Origin of the sequence: Nocardia thailandica NBRC 100428 (assembly GCF_000308795.1) — a bacterium.
GTDB lineage: Bacteria > Actinomycetota > Actinomycetes > Mycobacteriales > Mycobacteriaceae > Nocardia > Nocardia thailandica.
In genome coordinates this window covers 1-19,691 of sequence record NZ_BAGK01000083.1, presented here as the reverse complement: position 1 = coordinate 19,691, position 19,691 = coordinate 1, and the positions used below count along the sequence as shown (strand labels likewise).

Genomic DNA, 19,691 nt, shown 5'->3' with positions numbered 1-19,691 from the left:
CGCCGCGCTGCTCGCCGACGACGAGGCGGCCGAATCGTCCTTCCGGGAGGCCCTCGACACGACCGGTCACCCGTTCGACGAGGCCCGGACGCGGCTGCTGCTCGGCGAATGGCTGCGGCGCGCCCGGCGCAAGACCGAGGCCCGGGCCGAGCTGACCCGGGCACGGGACGCCTTCGACCGGCTCGGCGCGGCGCATTGGAGCCGCCGGGCGAGCGGCGAGCTGGCCGCCCTCGGGGCGGGCGCGCCGTCCGCCGGACCCGGCGGCGCGGCGCCCGGGCTCACCCCGCAGGAGACCCAGATCGTCCGGCTGGCCGCGCAGGGCCTGTCGAACCGGGAGATCGCCGAGCGGCTGTTCCTGAGCCACCGCACCGTCGGCCACCACCTGTACAAGGCCTATCCCAAGCTCGGGGTGGCCTCCCGGGCGGAACTGGCCGGGCTGGACCCGGCCACGTTCCCGGGTGTGCCGGGGCGCGCGGGCGGCTGAGCCGGGCTACCCCGCGTGCTCCGGTTCGCCGCCGATGGGCGGGATCCCGGCGGTCGGGGAGCCGAGTTCCTCGCGCACCTGGTGCTCGACCAGCAGCGGCACGTGCTCGCGGATGTGCACGCGCGCGAAATGCTCGTGCACCTCGGCGACGATGGCCGCGATCTCGGCCTGCGCGACGGTCGGATAGCGGGCCGCCAGGCGTTCGACGACCTCGCCGAGCTGCCGGTCCTCGTGGGTGTCCACGCTCATGCCGCCTCCCGCAGCAGGGGCGCGAGTTCGCTGCTGTAGAACTCGAGGAACGCGTCGGGGTCCGGGCCCGCGTTCATCAGGACCACGCGGTCGTACCCGGCGTCGGTGTATTCGCGGACCGCCTCGACGTAGCGTTTCGGGTCGTTGCCGCACACGAAGTTCTCCAGCATGTCCTCGACCCGCACCGTCGTCGTCGCGGCCGCGAAGTTCGCCGGATTCGGCAGTTCGCTCATCACCTTCCAGCCGCCGACCGCCCACCGGTTGGTGCGCAGCGCGGCCTCGGCGCCCGCGCGGTCGGTGTCGGCGAAGGCGACCGAGAGCTCGGCGTAGCGCGGACCCTGGCCGCCCGCGTCCTGATACGCCTGGACCAGGTCGGCGTCCGGCGCGGTGGCGAACAGGCCGTCGCCGAGTTCGGCCGCGATGCCCGCGGCCGACGACCCGCCCGCGGCGACCGCGATGGGCGGCGGGGTCGCGGGCAGGTCGAAGATCCGGGCGTCCGAGACCGACAGATACCGGCCGTCGTAGCTGCGGTAGCCGCCGCGCCAGAGCAGCCGGATGATCTCGAGCGCCTCGCGCAGCATCCGCTGCCGGACGCGGACCGGCGGGAACTCGGCGCCGGTGACGTGCTCGTTGAGCCGTTCGCCGGAGCCGATCCCGAGGGTGAACCGGTCGCCGGAGAGCAGCGCGGTGGTGGCGGCGGCCTGGGCGATCACCGCCGGGTGATAGCGGATGATCGGGCAGGTCACGCCCGTGGCGAGGCCGATGCGGTCGGTGCGGGCGGCGATGGCGCCCAGCACGGTCCACACGAACGGCGAGTGCCCCTGTTCGTCGAGCCAGGGGTGGAAGTGGTCACTGCACTCCACGAAGTCGAAGCCGGCGGTCTCGGCCCGAACGGCCTGGCGCACCAGGGTGTTCGGATCGAAGGCCTCGGCCGCGAGTTTGAATCCGATCTGCATCGCGAGCCCTTTCGACAGCGGTCGGTGTGCGCTGGGAGGCGACTACCCGCCGGGGGAAAGGGGAAACAGCGACCGGCCGGTCAGGCCGACGAGGACGACCGCGCGGCGCGTGCGGCGCCGAACGCCCAGCGCAGGGCCGCCACGCCCGCGGCGGCCAGCACCGCGAGTTGCGCGGAACAGGTGATCAGGCCGAGCAGCGCGCACACGATCAGCCCGGCGGCCAGCGCCTCGAGCTTGTAGACCGGCCAGGCGCTGCCCGCGATGTCGATCGTCGCGGGGGCCTCCGGTCGGGTCACCACTGCCATGTCCTCAGGGTAGCGAAATATCAGAGTTCGGGCCACCGAACTTTCCCGCCGGGAACACCGGAACACCAGTGATCGTTGACACAGTCATGCCACTGACAGGAGAGTACGAACCGAGCACGTCCGACTGGGCCCGGGAGCAGGCCGAGGGATACGAGGCCTCCGGCGGCACCAGCCACACCACGTTGCAGGGCAAGCCGGTGGTGCTGCTGACCACCCGGGGCGCCAAGACCGGCAAGCTCCGCAAGACCCCGCTCATGCGGGTCGAACACGACGGCGAGTACGCCGTCGTCGCCTCGCTGGGGGGCGCGCCCAAGAATCCGGTCTGGTACTACAACATCGTCGCCGACCCGCACGTCGAACTGCGCGACGGCGAAGAGGTGCACGACTACGACGCCCGCGAGGTCTTCGGCGACGAGAAGCAGCGGTGGTGGGAGCGCGCCGTGGCGGTGTGGCCCGACTACGCGGAGTACCAGACCAAGACCGACCGGCAGATCCCGGTGTTCGTCCTCACCCGCCGCTGACCACCGACCACCCGCCGTTTCCACCGGAAACGGCGGGTGACAGCATATTCAGGTGCCGGAATCAGCAGAAGTTCTCGCCGACGTGTCCCGTCCCGCGCTCACCGCGGACGAAATCGATGCTGCCGCGAAGCGAATTTCCGACATCATCGAGCCGACCCCGCTGCAGTTCAACCCCCGCCTCTCCGCCCGCACCGGCGCCTCGGTCTTCCTCAAGCGCGAAGATCTCACCGCCGTCCGTTCCTACAAGCTCCGCGGCGCCTACAACCTCATGGTCCAGCTCACCGAGGCCGAGAAGGCCGCCGGTGTGGTGGCGGCCAGCGCGGGCAACCACGCCCAGGGTGTCGCGTTCGCGTGCGCGGCGATGGGTGTGCGCGGCCGCATCTACGTCCCGACGACCACCCCGAAGCAGAAGCGCGACCGCATCCGCGTGCACGGTGGCGAGTTCGTCGAGCTGATCGCCATCGGCGAGACCTACGACGCCGCCGCGGCCGCCGCGGCCGAGGACGTCGCCCGCACCGGCGCCACGATGGTGCCGCCGTTCGACGACGCGCGCACCGCGGCCGGCCAGGGCACCATCGCGGCCGAGTTCCTCGAACAGCTCGGCGCCGCACCGGATCTCGTGGTCGTCCCGGTCGGCGGCGGCGGCTGCCTGGCCGGGATCGGCACGTACCTGCGCGCCCGTTCCCCGCACACGCGCATCCTGGGCGCCGAGCCCTCCGGGGCGGCGTCGATGACCGCGGCGCTGGTCGCGGGCGCGCCGGTCACGCTGCCGGAGATCGACCCGTTCGTCGACGGCGCCGCGGTGCGCCGCGTCGGGCAGGTGCCCTTCGAGGCCGCGGCGGGCTTCGGCGGCGAGGTGTTCTCGCACGCCTCCCTGCCGCTGGTCACCGCGGCGGCCTCGCAGCTGCGTGGCTCGTTCCGCATGATGCAGGTCGACGAGGGCGCCATCTGCACCGCGATGCTCGAGCTCTACCAGAACGAGGGCATCATCGCCGAGCCTGCGGGGGCGCTGGCCACCGCGGCGCTCGCGGAGACCGTGGTCGAACCCGGATCCACCGTGGTCGTGCTGGTCTCCGGCGGCAACAACGACGTCTCGCGCTACGGCGAGATCATCGAACGCTCGCTGGTGCATCGCGGCCTCAAGCACTACTTCCTCGTCGACTTCCCGCAGGAGCCCGGCGCGCTGCGCCGCTTCCTCGACGACGTGCTCGGGCCCGACGACGACATCACCCTGTTCGAGTACGTCAAGCGCAACAACCGGGAGACCGGGGCGGCGCTGGTAGGCATCGAACTCGGCAGCCCGGAGGATCTGACCGCGCTGATGCGGCGCATCGACGATTCGCCGATCACCGCCGAGCGGCTCGAACCCGACTCCCCGGCCTACCGCTACCTGACCTGACGGGCGCCCCGTGGCCGTCCGTCAGGCGGCCACGGGCGTGCCGGTCGCCGGGTCCGGGCGCGGCGTCGCGCGCACCCCGGCCAGCACCAGCGGCAGCAGCCAGCCGAGCGCGACCTGGTCGTAGGCCAGCAGACCCTGGTCGAACCGGTTGTGCACGAAGCCGACCGCCAGACCCGACTGCGGGTCGGCCCAGCCGAAGGAACCGCCGAGCCCGATGTGGCCGAAGCCGCGGCGGGCGCCGACCAGCGGCAGCGAGTGGTAGCCCAGGTGCCACATCATCGGCAGGTAGAACAGGGCATGGTCCAGGCGGTAGGTCTGCACGCGGCGCAGCGCGGACATGGTGTGCGGGCGCAGGTAGGTCTGCCCGTCGGGGGTGGTGCCGTCGCCGGAGAGCACCGCGTACATGCGGGCGAGGCCTTCGGCCGTGCACACGCCGTTGCCCGCGGGCATCTCGGTGCGCAGGATCGGGGGCTCGTCGCCGTCGACGATGCCGTGCATGCCGGGCACGAACAGGCACCGGGCCGCCGCGCCGAGCGGGCCGGGCAGGTGGTAGCCGACCCGGGCCAGGAAACCCGAGGCCAGCGGGTTGGCGACCAGGCTCAGGTGCGACCCGGCCAGCGGGACGAAACGGGTGCTCGCGCCCGTGGCGGGCGCGCCGAGGTGGATGCCGTCGATGCCGAGCGGCTCGGTGACCTCGCTGCGGATCAGCTCGGCCATGCTCTGCCCGGTCACGGCCCTGGCCAGGCCGGACAGCAGCCAGCCGTAGGTCAGGGCGTGGTAGGTCGGCACCCCGCGCAGCCGGTCGGGCTTGGCCAGCGCGAGGCGGTCCTCCATCAGCTCGTGATCGAGGACCTCGTCGAAGGTGTGGGCGACGGTGTGCAGCGCCGACAGGCCCGCGCGATGGGTGAGCACGTCGGCGACGGTGATCGAGCCCTTGCCGTGCGCGGCGAAGCGCGGCCAGTACTCGGCGACCGGGGCGCGGTAGTCGAGCAGGCCCCGGTCGGCGAGGCGGTGCACGACGGTGGCGGTGACGCCCTTGGTGGCGGAGAAGACGACGGTTCCGGTGTCGGCGTCCCAGGGAGTGCCCCCGACGGTGCCGGTCCACAGGTGGGCGAGGGGTTGTCCGTGCCGGTAGATCGCGATGGCCCCGCCCGCGTCGCGGCGGCGGCCGACGAGGGTCGCGAAGGCGCGGACCAGGGGCCCGAAACCGGCGGGCGCGAAGCCACCGATGCCGGGGGGCAGGGCAGTGCCCGCCTGCCCATAAGCGTCGTTGCTCATCGACCGAGCGTACGGGCAGACGGTTTGTTTCGGCAACGGTCCGCCGCCTCCGTGTCCGAGCCGTGGCCGGTTCGATGACGGCGGAGTCCCCGTCGTGGTCAATCGGTGACCACGGTGCCCGCCCCGTCGGCTTCCTCGAGCACCGCGAAGCTGTGGCCCGAGACCAGCGTGCCCGCACCGGTTTCGGTGGCGGGCGCCCAGGCCAGCAGCACGCGGCCGTGGACGGGGACCACGACGTCGTCCTCGGACAGGTTGCACACCACCGCGATCCGGCCGCGGCCGAGGACGAACCAGCGCTGGGTGGCGTCGTGGTCGGTCCAGACCCGGGCCAGCCACGGGTCGGTGAACTCGGGTCTGCCGCGGCGCAGCGCGAGCAGCCCGCGGTAGCAGGCCAGCAGCCGGGCGTGCGGCTCGCCGCGCGGCTCGGACCAGTCCAGGACGGACCGCGCGAAGGTGGCGGGGTCCTGGGGATCGGGGACCTCCTCGGCGGTCCAGCCGTGCTCGGCGAACTCCGCGCGGCGGCCCGCGGCGGTGGCGGCGCCGACCCGCGGGTCGGTGTGCGAGGTGAAGTACTGGAACGGGGTTCGCGCGCCCCACTCCTCCCCCATGAACAGCAGCGGGGTGTTCGCCGACAGCAGGATCAGCGCGGCCTTCACCGCGAGCTGGCCCGGCGTCAGGTACGCGCTCGGCCGGTCACCGAGCGCCCGGTTGCCGATCTGGTCGTGGTTGCACGTGAAGGCGACCAGCGCGCTGCCCGGGACGGTCGCGCGCGGCAGCGGCCTGCCGTGGGTGCGGCCACGGAAGCCGGAGTAGGTCGCGGCGTGGAACCAGCCGTGGGTCAGCGTGCGCGACAGGCACGCCAGGGACCCGAAATCGCTGTAGTAGCCCTGCCGTTCGCCGGAGACGGCGGAGTGCACGGCGTGGTGCAGGTCGTCGTTCCACTGGCCGGTCAGCCCGTAGCCGCCCGCCGCGCGCGGGGTGATCAGGCGCGGGTCGTTGAGGTCGCTTTCCGCGATCAGCGTCAGCGGCCTGCCCAGATGGGCGGCGAGGGACTCGGTCTCGACGGCGAGTTCCTCGAGCAGGTGCACGGCCGTGTCGTCGCGCAGGGCGTGCACGGCGTCCAGCCGCAGGGCGTCGATGTGGAAGTCGCGCAGCCAGCGCAGCGCGTTGTCGATGATGTAGCGGCGCACCGTGTCCGAGCCGGGGCCGTCCAGATTGAGGCGCTGCCCCCACGTGTTGCGCCCCTCCGCCAGGTACGGCCCGAAGCGGGGCAGGTAGTTGCCCGACGGGCCGAGATGGTTGTAGACCACGTCCAGGCAGACCGCCAGACCCCGTGTGTGGCAGGCGTTCACGAAACGTTGCAGGCCGTCGGGACCGCCGTAGCTCTCCTGCACCGCGTACCACAGGACGCCGTCGTACCCCCAGTTGTGGGTGCCGTCGAAGGCGTTGACCGGCATGAGTTCGACGGTGGTCACCCCGAGGTCGACCAGGTGGTCGAGGCGCTCGATCGCCGCGTCGAACGTGCCCTCGGGGGTGAAGGTGCCGATGTGCAGTTCGTAGAGCACCGACCCGGCGAGGGCGCGGCCGGTCCAGGCGGCGTCGGTCCAGCCCGCCGGATCGAGCCGGTGCAGTGCCGAACGCCCGTGGACGCCGTCGGGCTGGCACGCGGAGCGTGGATCGGGCAGGACGGTGGGGTCGTCGTCGACGAGGAATCCGTAGCGGTCCCCCGGCTCGGCCTCGACCCGCACCGACCACCAGCCGCCGCCGTTGCGCCGCATCGGATGCCGCGGCCCCGCCAGCTCGAGTTGCACCGTCTCGGCCCCTGGGGCCCACACCCGGAACTCCATCGGGCCAGCATCGCACGGCGGACGCGCGCGTGCGCGCCGCGCGGGTTTTCGCCGTAGTCCGCCGATCGGCCCACAGCGCGGTCGATCGGTCGGATGCTACGACTGACAACCCATTCGGTCAGCGTGGCGACAGGAGCCCCGAGGCCGGTGGGGAGAATGGAGAAGCCCGATGACGGTCGCCGAAGAGAACACCGTTCCGGGGGTCCAGGCACTCCTCGACATCGCGCGCAGACTCACCGAACAGGCTGCCGAGGTGGCGGCGTCGCTGCGGTTCGCCGCCGATGCCGTTGCTGCGGGCAGACCCTCCGACGCGGATCTCGATGATGCCGTGCGGTGGTGCACGGAAGCGAGAGGGTGCCTCGACCAGGTCACCGAACAGGCGGCACGCGCCGGTGGCGGCTCGGCCGATCCGCACGGCGACCTGGCCTCCGGCATCGCCACGCTGCAAGTCCTGCAGGCCGCCGAATCGAGGAAACAGGCACTCGCGGTCGCCCACGACACCGTGGCCCGGTTGCGGCAGTCGGGCCTGGACAACCTCATCCCCGGGGTTCTGAACAGTCTGGGCTTCGCCTCGGAATCCGACCTCGGCCCGGCCCCGCAGGCCGGTGATCCGGATCCGCCGCAGCACCGAGTCGAGCAGGCACCCGCCGCACCGCCGTCCCGCCCGCCTTCGCCCCCGGCCGAGGCGAAGGCAGCACCCACGCCGACGTCGACGGGCAAGCGGCCATCGCCGAACCCCGTCACACCCGTCGACCCGGTACATCGACCCGCGGCTGAACCGCTCACCGACCCGTCTCTCCGCACTCCCGAACCGGCGCAGCGCACCGGCGCCCCCGCCGGACGGCCGATCCCCGCGCCCGGCCGTCCGGTTCGCGACGCCGCGGAGACGTCCGATCAACGCTCGGATGCCTTTCACCCACCTGCGCCTGCCACACCTGCCCGGATCGCCACGCCGGCGCCCCCCACCCAGGCAGCGGACCGGCTCGAGCGGACAGCACCCCGTGCCTTCCGCGAACCCGCCTCGACCGCGGTGGTCGAAGACTTCCCGTGGGACGTGGGCGCGCCGCCGCAGCTCGTGGAGTTGATCGCCACCGAACGCGACGCCCTGGCGGTGCTCGTCGCGCGGGAAGCCGGAGAGACACGGCTGCGGCAGCAGATCCTCGAGAGCTTCTGCGCCGCATTCCATTGCACGCCCGGAACCGTGGCCAACGAATTGCCCCAATGGATTTCGTCCGACACCGAAATTGCCACCCTGCCCTCCGACGAGGCTCGGATACTCATCGCGGCGGTGACCCGAATCGGAATGACACTGGGCTACTTCCCCACGCCGCCCACCCGGCTGATCGATCGGTGTGCCTTCACCCGCCCCGGGCTGCGTGCCGTGTTCGAGGCCGCCGAGGACCTGGTCCGGCGGGGATTCCGGTGGGCACCGGACGCCATCGGCACTCTCGACAACGCCAGCCGCTGGCAGGATTTCGGTACCACCGCACAGGTCCAGCTCACCACATTGCAGACTCGATCGATCAAGTACGAACTGGCCAGCAAGGTGCTGCATCGACTCGTCACGGGAAACCAGGTCGCCGGAGCCGCGCTCAACGGCGTGATCCGGCTCGCCGCGATGGATTTCGCAGCCGCCGACGACGACACTGCCTCCTGGGACCAGATTCGCCGGGCTGTGGATCAGCTCTACGACGACGCGTCGCGCGCGGCGCTGATCGACGCGACCGCGGCAGCCCTTGCCACCGGCAACACTCGCAAGATCATCGGTCCCGCGCGGCGAACCCTCGAAGCGGACCTCGGCGCCGTCGGCCGCTTCCTCCTCGAGTTTCTTGCGCTGCGCAACAGCATGCGGACCGCCCCCGCCTCGGCGGAGGCCAACAGCGAACTCGCCGCGGCGATCCGCCAGTGCGGCACCGTATCGGCACCGGCGACGGTAGGCGAAGTCGCGCTCGAGCGATTGCTGGGCTGGCTCCGCGACCCGGCGGGCTCGACGGCCGAGCACGGTTCCGTCGAATCGGCACTGCTGGATGCCCTCGATCCGATCTTCGAGATCGACCGGGACGAGCTCGGTCGACCCGAGCGGACACCCACCGGCGAGGAACTCGCACTGCTGCTGTCCGGACGCGCTCCGAAACGAGTGGTACGCGGGTACCTCGAGGCAGGCAACATCCACGCGGCGCGCCGCTACGCCGAACGTCTACTCCCGGCCGATGCCGGGACGGCCGACATGATCACGGCGGGCATTCATGCCGCCAGGCAGCGGCATCAGCAAGGGGTCGAGGAACTCCAGTGGTTCGCCTCACGAATCCGGGCCATCGATAACGACGAGCTGGCCCGGGTGCTCACCGTGGAGTCGGAGGCGCTGCGACGATCCGATCCCGAGCGCTACGACCTGGCCTTTCGTTCCCTGACAGGTCTCGTCCAGCAGGGGCGCACCTACTTCGACAACTACCGCGCCGAACTCACCCGGCGCCTCGACGCCCTCGACCCGCCACCCACCGCGAGCGACCGAGCTCGTATCGAACGGCTCATCGCCCAGGACAGCGAAGTGGTCGCCGACGACTTCCTGGTCAAACTCCGTGCCGGGGAACAGCTTCCGGCGGCCGAACAGCTGTCCGGCGACGACTTCACCGAGTTCTTCCCGGTCGTGGTCGCGGTGGCCGCGGAAGCGGAACGAGCCGGGACGGACATCACCGCCGCGGTGCGACGTCACCTGCAGGCGCCCGTGCAGGTGGCCGACCGGCAGCTCGACGAAGGAATCCGCGCATGGCACGAGGTCCGCCGGCTGCGGCGCGGGATGGGATCGGAAAGCTTCCGGCTCCTCATCGCGCGGATACTGCGGATGATCGGCTTGGCCGCACCCGGCCACAGCTGGATTCGAGAGATCTCCACCGGACACAAGTCCGGATTCGCGACTTTCACCGTACGCGCAATGCCGATCGACAGGTCCTACATCCCCGCCTTGGGAACCAACGCGCACGGCTCCTACGACCTCACGCTGGTCTGGGAGCCCCGGACCCCGGTGTCACTGATGCAGATCATCGGCGAGTCGCGGCGCACCCAGCCCAATATCGTGCTGTATTTCTCCGTGTTGTCCCCGGAGCGGCGCACCGAACTGCGGACGCTGAGCCATACCCGTGGGTACTCCCCGATCTTCGTCGACGACGCGGTGGCGGCATGGCTGACGACGCGGCAGGAACCCGGGTGGCGATACACCCAGCGGGTCACATTGCCCTTCACCACATTCAACCCCTACACACCCTTCGCCGGGGGCGAGGTGCCGGAAGAGGTGTTCGTCGGACGCCAGTCGGAGCGAGCCCAGATCGAGGATCTGAGCGGACCGATGTTCGTCTACGGCGGCCGCCAACTCGGAAAGTCGGCGCTTCTGCGCCGGGTACAGGGCATGTTCACCGACGACGTCCCGGACGCGGCGACCCGAACCGGACGGGTGGCGGTGTATCTCGACCTCAAGGCCGCCGGGATCGGCGAATCAGTGGAGACCCCGAAGCTCTGGGGTGCACTGGCAGAAGAGCTGAAGGGGGCACGCGTCACCGATCTCGGGATCGGTTCCAGCGAGGCGACGGTCGCCGCGCAGATCAGGAAGTGGCTCGACGCTGATCCCACCAACCGTTTGCTGCTGTTGCTCGACGAGGCCGACAACTTCCTGATCGCGGACTACCTGCACGGCAAGAACACCGGTAAGGGCGGTGAGTTCCCGACGCTGCAAGGCCTCAAGAAGCTGATGGCCGACTCGCACCGCCGCCTCAAACCCGTCTTCGCCGGCCTCCATCAGGTCCAGCGGTTCCAGGACATCCCCAACACCCCGATGGGCCACGGCGGCCAGGACATCAAGGTCGGCCCGCTGCGCACACTCGACGCCTACGAACTCGTCGTCACACCGCTGCGGGCGCTGGGGTATTCGTTCCGCTCGCAGGACGTGGTGTGGCGGCTGCTGCTCTACACCAACTACCAGGCGAGCCTGGTACAGATTCTGTGCAACGCGCTCGCCGACAGCCTGCGCAAGGAGAATCTGCCCCCGCGCGGGGGCCGCATCGAGATCACCGAGCAACACGTCGACCAGGTGTTCAACGAGCGCTCGGTCCGAGAGCTGATCGTTCAGCGCTTCCGATGGACCACGAACCTGGATGCGCGCTATCGCGTGATCGCGCTCGTCGTCGCCGTGAACAGCCTCGGTGCCGAACCGGGCGCGAGTTTCTCGGTGCCCGAACTGCGCGAGCAGTGCGAATTCTATTGGTCAACAGGCTTTTCCGTGGCGGCGCTGCCCGAGACGATGTTCGCCGCCTATCTCGACGAAATGGTCGGTCTCGGCGTGCTCTACCGGGTGCGCGACGAGTTCGGATTGCGCAGCCCTTACATCATCGGGCTGCTCGGCAGCAAAGAAGCGCTCGAGCGGGAGCTGCTGGAAGCTTCGACGACGCTGGAACTGCCCCACGAGTACAACCCGACGATGAACCGCCGGGTACTGGGCAAGGCCGCGGACGTCAGCGCCCGGCGTTCCTCACTCACCGATGCCGACCTGACCACCCTGCTCCAGCGCGAACCGCCGTCGGCTCCCGTCCACATCGTGACCGGCAGCCTTGCTCTCGGCATCGACCGGGTCGCCGAATCTCTGCTCGACGCGGCCGCGGAGCAAGGGCTGCCACTGGAACTGTGTACGCGGGAGGCGATCTCCGGAGGCGGGATCTCGCGCGGACACCTGCTGGTCGACCTGCACAACGATTCCGGCACCGTCGATCTCCGGCAGCTGGTGCGCAGACTCGGCGGGCGGAACGGTCGGTCGACCGCGATCGTGATCGTCGGACCCGACCATCTCCCCGTCACGGGGAAACCGGGCCGGGCTTCCGTGGTGAGCTTGCGACGGTGGTCGCTCGAGGAACTGCGGTTCTGGCACGACTCGCCTTTCGACACACCGGATCTGCGGGCGCGGCTGCACCGGGTCACCTCCGGCTGGCCGGAGTTGGTGGAGGCGGCCATGTCCGAGGTCAACCGTGGAGCGGCGCCGGTGGCCGCGCTGAGCAGCGTCGCGCACCGAGTCCTGGAACCCGATGGCGCGCGAAAGCTGCTGGCGGACACCGGCGTCGACGTCCGGATCGCCCGCGCGTGGGCGGAGTGTGCGAGCACCCGTGGAGAATTCGGGCTCGCCGATCCGATTCCGGTCGAGACCGCCGATCTGCGGGAGTTCCTGACCGCCGACAGCGGGGAGGTGCTCGCCCGATTGCGGGCGCTCGGTCTGGTCGACGCGACCGCCGAAGGCTGGGTCCTGGACCGCCTCGTCCTGACCGCGGCGTTGTGCGACGGGCTCTGATGGACGATCGACTCTGGTCGCTGCCCGGCCCACGACGGTTCATCGCCGAACTGGTCACCACGCCGGGACGGCACGCCGCTGCCGTGCTGCCCACAGTCATGGCCGACGACCCGGTGGTGGTGGACGGGCTGGCCTCGGCTGTCATCGGCCTGCTCCGCACGCGCGCCGGCATCGGCAGGCGGGTGAATCCTGCGGGGAGCGCCGATCCGATAGATGCGCTGCGCGAGCTGGAGTGGGACCTGCCGCACACGGTCGGCGGCATACTCCGCCACGGTCTCCTCGCAGGTGATGTCGCGGTCCTGTGCGCTGCGGACCTGTCCCCAGCCGCGCGAGCCGCGCTGCCTGCGCTACTGGCCCGGATCGACACGGAGTCGCGGGCGCTCGCCCACGCGCAGCGGCTGACCGTCGTCACTATCGGTTCCCGCCACGATCTTCCCACGCTGGCGGGTGGTCAGCCGGATTCACCGCACTTCGCCCCGGTCTGGTTCTGGGGCAGGCTCTCCCGGTGGGACACCGCCGCCCACGTCGCCGCCGTGGGCCCCACGGAATCGGGGGTGCTGACCGACGTCCGGATCGAGACGATCGTGGAAGTAGCGGCCTGGGATGTCGATGTCGCGGAGGAGCTGGCGCAGCGCTGGTCCGGCGACCCCGATGAGCTCTTCGACGAGCTGCGGGCGAGCGCGACCGCGGCGAAGCCCGCCGCGGTCGCGGCCTCCGGCACTTTCCGAGTACCTCCGGTCGTCGTGCGCCGCGACTGGGATGACCGCCGTGCGGAGTTCTGGCACGAACGTATCCATCCCGGCGCGTATGTCGCCGACGACGCGGACACGCTGCGCAGCACCGTGTGGGCCGCCCAGGCACGCATCCTGCTCCCGTGGATCGAGCAGCGGCGCAACCGGCTGCACGCCCTGGTCCGCGCCGCGCTGGGTGGCGACTACCCCAGAGCCGTCGATCTGCACCTACCCGGCCACGGCGCGGCCGGCCCGATCGAAATCGGTCCACTCGACCGCCTGATCCGGCACTACCCGCGCCTCGCGCGATTCCGTGACTGCTCTGCGGCCCTGCGAGACGCGCGCAACACCCTCGCTCATCTGTCCCCGATGTCGCTGGACCAGCAGAACGCGCTGGTCCGATGGTGCGGACTGCTCGAGTGAGCCGCTCGATGCGCCGCGCGCAGCTTGCGAAGGGATCAGCGGAACGAGGCGACGCCGACCGGGCCGACGCCGACACAGAGCGGCGGGGCCGCCGCGTCGTCGCCGGGCAGGGTGCGGATCCGCAGCGCGGAACCGCCGCCGAGCAGCCGGACGTAGACCGTGTTCAGGCCGGCGCGGACCTCGGCGACGGTCTCGGCGTTTCCCTCGAAGGAGACCGCGATCCGGCCGTCGCGGGCGGCGAGGTAGTTGATCTGCGCGGTCCAGTCCCGGGTCTGCATGGGTCCGTCCAGCGGCAGGGTCGCCCCCGCGCCGCCGACGCGGTACCCGCAGCCCGGCGCCGGTCCCGGCACGATGGACCGGTTCCACCAGACGGAGGCCTCGACCAGGCGTCCGTCGTCGGTGAGCATGCGCAGATGCGGTGTGGCCGTGGCGAAGTCGCCCGGGCCCGCCAGCGGCGCGAAGACGCGGTCGGTCATGTTCTGCGGGAAGGCCAGCGGATTGAGCACCTCCCAGGGCACCTCCTGGGGCAGCAGCGGCGCGTCGAGGCCCGGCAGAACCGCCCGCACCCCGGTCACGTACTCACGGGCCGGGCTCGGCGCCCAGGACCGGGTGAACGTCACCGTCGACCAGACGCTGCCCGCGCAGAACACGGCGGTCAGCGCGAGTACCGCCGTCCGCTCCGCGACCGCCCGGCCGATCCGGGCGGGAACGGGCCGCGCCACCGCCGCCGTCGGTCCGGTGCCCGGTGCGCCGAACCATCGGGGCGGGAGGCCCGACCGTTCGCGGGGCGGGGCGAGCAGGACCAGCGCGAGCACGACCGCGCCGATCACCGACAGGTCCGCGAAGTAGCGCAGGGACTGGAGCAGCAGGCCCGCGGTGCCCGGTCCGTCGCGCAGGACGAGGACCGGGATCAGCCCGAGCGCGACGTAGGCGCCCGCGCACAGCCACACGGCCCCGGTGCGGCGGCGGGTGCGCAGGGACCAGGCGATCACGCCGAGCAGGACCAGCGCCGACAGCACCACCGTCACGGCGGGCGGATCCGCCCACGGGGTCGCCGGCTGCCAGCGCTCCCACCGCCACGGTCCCCCGGCCAGCGCCGGGATCAGGCCGTCGGACAGGCCGTCCCGCACAAGCACCCCGGGCCGGGCGGGACCGGACAGCCCGCGTGGCTTCCGCACGACCAGCAGGTAGCAGGCGGCCCACGCCAGCAGGACCGCGCCACACGAGGTCCACAGCGCGCCCGCCCCGCGCAGCGTGCCCGCGAGAACCCCGCCACCCGATCCGGCCCCGCCCCGCACGTACGCCGCCAGCGCGGTGACGGCGAACGCGACCGGCAGGACGACCGCCGACTTCTCGAAGAAGCCGAGGGCGAGGGCGAACACGACGGCCGCCGAGACGGCGTAGCGCCGGCGGCCCGTGCGGACGGCCAGGAGCGCGTCCGCGCTCACCCACGCGAGCCCGATCTGCAGGGGCAGCGCGTTGAGCGCGGCGGCCCACCAGGCGAAGGCGGGCACGCTCAGCGGCGTGCACAGGTAGAACAGCAGCGGGATCAGCAGGCGAGGGCGCACCCCGACCAGGACGACCAGCAAGCGCAGCACCGCCAGGGCGGCCAGCAGCTGACCGAGCAGCAGCACCGTCACCGCCGCGGGCCAGTGCAGCGGCGCGACGGCGGTGAGCAGGCCGGTGGTGGCGAAGGCCAACGGCATCACGTGCCCGTCGTGGCTGGAGAACAGCAGCTCGGGCGACCACAGCGGGTGCCGGGCAGCCTCGCCGACGAGGATGAAGTCGTCCCAGTAGAAGAAGCCCGAGGCCGCCACCCAGCCGCGCAGGACCAGGTGCGCCGCGATCAGCCCGGCCGCGACCGCGAGCACGGGCGGCAGCCGGCGGGGCCGCGCGGCCACCGGGGCGCGGTGGTCGCCGGGCGCGACGGGTGCGGCTACGCTCACGTTCCCCGACCCTAGCCGCGGTCGACGCGGACACGGCCGCGGCCGGGCCGGACTCGAGGACAGGTCACGACGAAACACCGCCTGCCCCGCGTCCCTCCGGGGAGGGCCGCGCGGTGGCCGGGCGGGCGAGCAGCGTCAGGCTCCCAGGCAGCTCGGGCCGAGCAGCGCTTTCAGGTCACCGAACAGGGCCGAGGAGGGCGACACGCGCCAGCTGTCGTCCAGCTTCAGCAGGGTGGTCTTGTCGCGGGCGCCGATGTGGCGCACGTGCACGTCGGAGGTGCCGGGGTGGCGGGACAGCACCCGCTTCAGCTCCTTGATCTTGTCCGGCGTGCACATGCGGGTGGTCAGGGTGACCGCGAGGGGCTTGGCGACGCCGATGGCCGACAGGTCCGGCACGACGAGATCGTTGGCGATCAGCGAGATCCGGTCGTCGCGGATGTTGACCCGGGCCTTCACCAGCACGACCGCGTCCTCGACCACGTCCATGCCGTAGACCTGGTAGGACTGCGGGAAGAACAGCACCTCGACGCCACCGGTGAGGTCCTCGAGCTGGGCCGAGGCCCAGGGCAGGCCGTTCTTGTTGACCCGCCGGTTCACCGAGGCGAGGATGCCGCCGATGGTGACCTGGGCGCCGTCCTTCACATCGCCTTCGAGGATGGTCGGGATCGGGGTGTCGACCTGGGCGGCGAGCACGTGCTCGACCCCGTTGAGCGGGTGCCCGGACACGTAGAGGCCGAGCATCTCCCGCTCCAGGGCGAGCTTGTGCTTGGACTCCCACTCCTCGTCGGGGACCTTCACGTTGAACACCGAGGCCACCGACTCGTCGGCGTCCATGCCGCCGAACAGGTCGAACTGGCCCATCGCCTCGGCCTTCTTGGTCGACATGACCGCGTCGATGGCGTCGGAGTGGATCAGCATGAGCCCCTTGCGGGGATGGCCGAGGGAATCGAAGGCGCCCGCCTTGATGAGGGATTCGGTGACCTTCTTGGTGCAGGCGACGGCGTCGATCTTGTTCAGGTAGTCGGAGAAGTCGGTGAACTTCGACTTCTCCTTGCGGGCGGCGATGATCGAGGCGACGACGTTCGCGCCGACGTTGCGCACCGCGCCCATGCCGAAGCGGATGTCCTTGCCGACCGAGGCGAAGTTGACCTCGGATTCGTTGACGTCCGGCGGCAGCACCGTGATGCCCATCTTGCGGCAGTCCGACAGGTAGATGGCGGCCTTGTCCTTGTCGTCACCGACCGAGGTGAGCAGGCCCGCCATGTACTCGGCGGGGTAGTTGGCCTTGAGGTAGGCGGTCCAGAAGGACACCAGGCCGTAGCCGGCGGCGTGCGACTTGTTGAACGCGTACCCGGCGAACGGGAGGATCGTGTCCCAGAGCGCCTTGATGGCGGGTTCGGAGAAGTTGTTGGCCAGCATGCCGTCACGGAAACCGGCGTAGGCCTCCTCCAGCACCGACAGCTTCTTCTTACCCATGGCGCGGCGCAGGATGTCGGCCTGTCCGAGCGAGTACCCGGCCACCTTCTGCGCGATCTGCATGATCTGCTCCTGATAGACGATCAGGCCGAAGGTGTCGGCCAGGATCTCCTTCAGGGGTTCCTCGAGCTCGGGGTGGATCGGTTTGACCTCTTGCCGCCCGTTCTTGCGGTCGGCGTAGTCGTTGTGGGCGTTCATGCCCATGGGGCCGGGGCGGTAGAGCGCCAGCACGGCGACGATGTCCTCGAAGCCGGTGGGCTGCATGCGGCGCAGCAGGTCGCGCATGGCGCCGCCGTCGAGCTGGAACACGCCGAGGGTGTCGCCGCGGGCGAGCAGTTCGTAGGTGGCCGGATCGTCCAGGGGCAGGTGATCCATGTCCAGGTCGATGCCGCGATTGGCCTTGATGTTGTCCAGGGCGTCACCGATGACGGTCAGGTTGCGCAGGCCGAGGAAGTCCATCTTCAGCAGGCCGATGGCCTCGCACGACGGGTAGTCCCAGCCGGTGATGATCGCGCCGTCCTGCGGGCGCTTCCAGACCGGGATCGCGTCCATGAGCGGTTCCGAGGACATGATGACCGCGCAGGCGTGCACGCCCGCGTTGCGGATCAGGCCCTCCAGCCCGCGCGCGGTCTCGTAGATCTTGGCGACGTCGGGGTTGGAGCCGATGAGTTCGCGGACCTCGGCGGCTTCCTTGTACCGCTCGTGCTCGGGATCCATGATGCCCGAGAGCGGGATGTCCTTGGCCATGATCGGCGGCGGCAGGGCCTTGGAGATCTGGTCGGCGATGGCGAAACCGGGCTGGCCGAACTGGACGCGCGCGGAGTCCTTGATCGCGGCCTTGGTCTTGATGGTGCCGAACGTGATCACCTGGGCGACACGGTCGCTGCCCCACTTCTCGGTGGCGTAGCGGACCATCTCACCGCGGCGGCGATCGTCGAAGTCGATATCGATATCGGGCATCGACACGCGCTCGGGGTTGAGGAACCGCTCGAAGAGCAGGCCGTGCGGGATCGGGTCGATGTTGGTGATGCCCATGGCGTAGGCGACCAGCGAACCCGCCGCCGAACCACGGCCGGGGCCGACCCGGATGCCGACCTCGAGCGCGTGGGCGATGAGGTCACCGACGACGAGGAAGTACGCCGGGAACCCCATCTGGTTGATGACCGAGAGCTCGTACTCGGCGCGTTCGACGTACTCGCGCGGCGGGCCGTCCGGGAAGCGCCGGTCCAGGCCGCGCATGACCTCCTTGTGCAGCCAGGTCGCCTGGGTCTCGCCCTCGGGGACCGGGAACACCGGCATGCGGTCGCGGTGGGCCCACACGTCGTCGTAGGACTGCACGCGCTCGCCGATGAGCACCGTGTTGTCGCACGCGCCGGGGACCTCGTCGTCCCAGAGGGCGCGCATCTCCTCGGCGGACTTGAGGTAGTAGCCGGAGCCGTCGAACTTGAAGCGAGTCGGGTCCGAGAGCGTCTTGCCGGTCTGGATGCACAGCAGCGCTTCGTGGTTGGCGGCGTCGGACTCGAAGACGTAGTGGCAGTCGTTGGTGGCCAGCGCCGGGATGTCGAGCTGCTTGCCGATGGAGATCAGGCCCTCGCGCACGCGGCGCTCGATGGACAGGCCGTGGTCCATCACCTCGAGGAAGAAGTTCTCCTTGCCGAAGATCTCCTGCCACTTGGCCGCCGCTTCCAGCGCCTCCCGCTCGTGTCCGAGGCGCAGGCGCGTCTGCACCTCGCCCGACGGGCAGCCGGTGGTGGCGATGATGCCCTCGGCGTACTGGGCGATGATCTCCTCGTCCATGCGGGCCCACTTGCCGAGCTGGCCCTCGATGGAGGCCAGCGAGGACAGCTTGAACAGGTTGCGCAGGCCGGTCGCGTTCTCGGCGACCATCGTCATGTGGGTGTAGGCGCCCGAGCCGGAGACGTCGTCGCCCTTCTGGCTGGGATCGCCCCACTGCACGCGCTTGGTGTCGAACCGGGAGCCCGGCGCGATGTAGGCCTCGATGCCGATGATCGGCTTGATGCCCGCCTTCTTGGCGGTGTTGTAGAACTCCGAGGCGCCGTACATGTTGCCGTGGTCGGACATGCCCACCGCGCTCATCCCGAGCCGTTCGGCCTCCGAGAACAGCGGTGAGATCTTCGCCGCACCGTCGAGCATGGAGTACTCGGTGTGGTTGTGCAGATGAACGAACGATCCGGACGAGGCCAAGACGGTCCTTCCTCCCAGGGGCGCGACGGGGGTTGGCCCAGCGATTCTATGCACGGCCCACCGACAGGTTCGGGTCCGGCTCGCGGGCATCGGACGTATGCCCATCTGGCTCCGGCGTGTCGGTGTCGAACGTCACCGGCGCGTCCCGCCGGGCCGTCCGATTTCCGCTAGACGTGCGCCCGGCGCCACACGAACTTCAGCCCCGACCAATCCTCGTCGAGCGCGGCCACCTTCACGTCGACCAGGCCGACCGGAAGCAGCACCGCGCGCAGGTCGTTCTCCGCGATGTCGCTGGTGTGCCCGCCCGCCCGGCGCGGCCAGGCCACCCACAGCATCGCGCCGTGCCGCAGTTCGGCCGCGACCGCGGCCGCCCGCGCCAGCAGCGTCGCCCGGTCACGGAAGAAGGCGAGGACCACCTGCGCCTCGCCCGCGCCCCGGTCGGCGACGACGACGTCGCGGGGCAGGTCGGGCACGGTCCACCCGTCCGGCGCGTCCAGCAGCACCAGCCGGTCCCCCGCGCGCACCCCCAGCTTCCGCACCAGCGG

13 protein-coding genes are annotated in these 19,691 nt (G+C 71.0%); 5 read left to right on the top strand and 8 right to left on the bottom strand.

Features of this window, described 5'->3' with window-relative positions:
• Positions 1-484 (top strand): LuxR C-terminal-related transcriptional regulator (locus ON36_RS08865; protein ID WP_043650190.1); only part of this gene is annotated, 484 nt, incomplete at its 5' end.
• 6 nt (positions 485-490) lie between these two features.
• On the opposite strand, the gene ON36_RS08860 is transcribed toward ON36_RS08865, so the two are convergent.
• From ON36_RS08860 to ON36_RS08850, 3 genes are all read right to left on the bottom strand, one after another.
• On the bottom strand, positions 491-733 hold the full coding sequence (locus tag ON36_RS08860) for a three-helix bundle dimerization domain-containing protein (protein WP_043650188.1): 243 nt from the start codon (positions 731-733) through the stop codon (positions 491-493).
• Positions 730-1,689, bottom strand: a complete 960-nt coding sequence (locus tag ON36_RS08855) for a TIGR03557 family F420-dependent LLM class oxidoreductase (RefSeq protein WP_043650186.1) — start codon at positions 1,687-1,689, stop codon at positions 730-732. The genes ON36_RS08860 and ON36_RS08855 overlap by 4 nt, the downstream gene beginning before the upstream one ends.
• 80 nt (positions 1,690-1,769) lie before the next feature.
• Positions 1,770-1,994: a hypothetical protein gene (locus tag ON36_RS08850; RefSeq protein WP_043650184.1), complete on the bottom strand. Its 225-nt coding sequence runs from the start codon at positions 1,992-1,994 to the stop codon at positions 1,770-1,772.
• An 86-nt stretch (positions 1,995-2,080) separates the two neighbouring features.
• On the opposite strand from ON36_RS08850, the gene ON36_RS08845 reads away from it, so the two are divergent.
• Positions 2,081-2,515 carry a nitroreductase family deazaflavin-dependent oxidoreductase gene (locus ON36_RS08845; protein ID WP_043650182.1) on the top strand — a complete coding sequence of 145 codons (435 nt, stop codon included), beginning with the start codon at positions 2,081-2,083 and terminating at the stop codon, positions 2,513-2,515.
• Positions 2,516-2,567: 52 nt separating this feature from the next.
• A complete protein-coding gene (gene ilvA / locus ON36_RS08840; RefSeq protein WP_052313783.1) occupies positions 2,568-3,914 on the top strand; it encodes a threonine ammonia-lyase IlvA in 1,347 nt (448 codons plus the stop codon).
• 21 nt (positions 3,915-3,935) lie between these two features.
• On the opposite strand, the gene ON36_RS08835 is transcribed toward ilvA, so the two are convergent.
• Together ON36_RS08835 and treZ are read right to left on the bottom strand one after the other, a co-directional pair.
• Entirely contained in the window at positions 3,936-5,192 is a 1,257-nt protein-coding gene (locus ON36_RS08835; protein ID WP_052313782.1) for a serine hydrolase domain-containing protein, read from the bottom strand.
• A 98-nt stretch (positions 5,193-5,290) separates the two neighbouring features.
• Positions 5,291-7,039 (bottom strand): malto-oligosyltrehalose trehalohydrolase, encoded by a 1,749-nt coding sequence (gene treZ / locus ON36_RS08830; RefSeq protein WP_043650177.1) that lies wholly within the window; start codon positions 7,037-7,039, stop codon positions 5,291-5,293.
• A gap of 169 nt (positions 7,040-7,208) precedes the next feature.
• On the opposite strand from treZ, the gene ON36_RS08825 reads away from it, so the two are divergent.
• Both ON36_RS08825 and ON36_RS08820 read left to right on the top strand, forming a co-directional pair.
• Positions 7,209-12,365, top strand: a complete 5,157-nt coding sequence (locus tag ON36_RS08825; protein WP_043650175.1) for a hypothetical protein — start codon at positions 7,209-7,211, stop codon at positions 12,363-12,365.
• Complete coding sequence (locus ON36_RS08820; RefSeq protein ID WP_043650173.1) at positions 12,365-13,519, top strand: hypothetical protein; 1,155 nt, start codon at positions 12,365-12,367, stop codon at positions 13,517-13,519. Before ON36_RS08825 ends, ON36_RS08820 begins: the two co-directional genes overlap by 1 nt.
• Before the next feature lie 35 nt (positions 13,520-13,554).
• Here ON36_RS08820 and ON36_RS08815 read toward each other — a convergent pair whose 3' ends face one another.
• From ON36_RS08815 to ON36_RS08805, 3 genes are all read right to left on the bottom strand, one after another.
• Entirely contained in the window at positions 13,555-15,465 is a 1,911-nt protein-coding gene (locus tag ON36_RS08815; protein WP_083885009.1) for a hypothetical protein, read from the bottom strand.
• 135 nt (positions 15,466-15,600) lie between these two features.
• Positions 15,601-19,146 carry a DNA polymerase III subunit alpha gene (dnaE, locus tag ON36_RS08810; protein WP_043650170.1) on the bottom strand — a complete coding sequence of 1,182 codons (3,546 nt, stop codon included), beginning with the start codon at positions 19,144-19,146 and terminating at the stop codon, positions 15,601-15,603.
• Between the two features lie 167 nt (positions 19,147-19,313).
• On the bottom strand, positions 19,314-19,691 hold a 378-nt coding region (locus ON36_RS08805), incomplete at its 5' end, for a hypothetical protein (RefSeq protein WP_043650168.1).